Below are 1,193 nucleotides of genomic sequence, written 5' to 3'. Positions count from 1 at the left end.
CTGAACAGGTGGTGTGGCTGGTGATCGCACTGGCAATGTACCGGCACTGGTCGATCAGCGAGGTGCTCGACAGTCTCGATCTAGCCTTGCCCAATGAGGCCGCGCCGTTTGTCAGCAAGAGCGCGGTGGCACAGGCACGCCAACGTATCGGCGAGGCGCCGATGGCCTGGCTATTTGAGCAGACAGCACGGGCGTGGACGAGTCAGGACGCGGCTCACCATGCGTTCAAGGGGTTAAGTCTGTGGGCGATGGACGGCACCACGCTGCGCACGCCCGACAGCCCGGCCAACCGTGAGCACTTTGGCGCGCAGGGTTATGCCAGTGGCAAGGTGGCCAGTTATCCGCAGGTGCGCGCAGTGACGCTCACCGCGATTCCGACACATCTGGTCGCCGATATCAATTTCGGTCGCTACGACACCAACGAAATGGTGTACGCCAAAAGCCTGCTGCCACAGATCCCGGAAGACTCGCTGACGGTATTCGACAAGGGCTTTCTGGCTGCAGAAATCCTGTGCGGCCTGACGATGAACGCGCGCAATCGCCACTTCCTGATTCCAGCCAAAGCGAATACCTGCTGGGAAGTGATCTCTGGTACCGCTGACGATGCGATGGTGCGCATGCGAGTCTCGCAGCAGGCACGCAAGAAGTGTCCGACTTTGCCCGAATTCTGGAATGCGCGGGCGATCCGGACCATCGACGCGCGCGGACGCGAACGCGTGCTGCTGACTTCGCTGGGGGATCGCCGACGCTACAAACCTGCCGATATCGTTGCCTGCTACGAGCGCCGCTGGCAGATCGAAACCAGTTACGCGGAACTCAAGCAATCGATGCTGGGTTCGGAGTTGACCTTGCGCAGTCGCACCGTTGAAGGGGTGTATCAGGAGATATGGGGCGCGTTGATCGCCTACAACCTGATTCGCCGCGAGATCGCCAGCGCCGCATGGGAAGCGAAACTCGCGCCGACCGATATCAGCTTCGTGCGAGCCCTCCACACGATCCAGCACGAAATGATGTGGGCTGCCCTGACGCCGGCCTATGCAAAATTGCCCGCATGCCTTCAGCGTCTGCGCGAACGGCTTAAGTCTCTCCCCAATGAAAAACGACCCGGGCGCGCATGCGACCGAGTCGTCAAATCCCGCCCTAAACGCTACACCGTTCGATACCTCAAAAAGAACATTAACTGAACGGCATTA

1 protein-coding gene is annotated in these 1,193 nt (G+C 60.1%); it reads left to right on the top strand.

Annotated elements, in window-relative coordinates; all coding sequences use genetic code 11:
* A partial coding sequence (locus AWB81_RS43225) for an IS4 family transposase (protein ID WP_062644725.1) occupies positions 1–1,184 on the top strand: 1,184 nt, incomplete at its 5' end.
* Positions 1,185–1,193 lie beyond the last annotated feature (9 nt).

This window comes from Caballeronia arationis (assembly GCF_001544975.2).
Classification (GTDB): domain Bacteria; phylum Pseudomonadota; class Gammaproteobacteria; order Burkholderiales; family Burkholderiaceae; genus Caballeronia; species Caballeronia arationis.
Note: the sequence above shows the minus strand (reverse complement) of the source record. Positions and strands in the feature narration are given on the sequence as shown.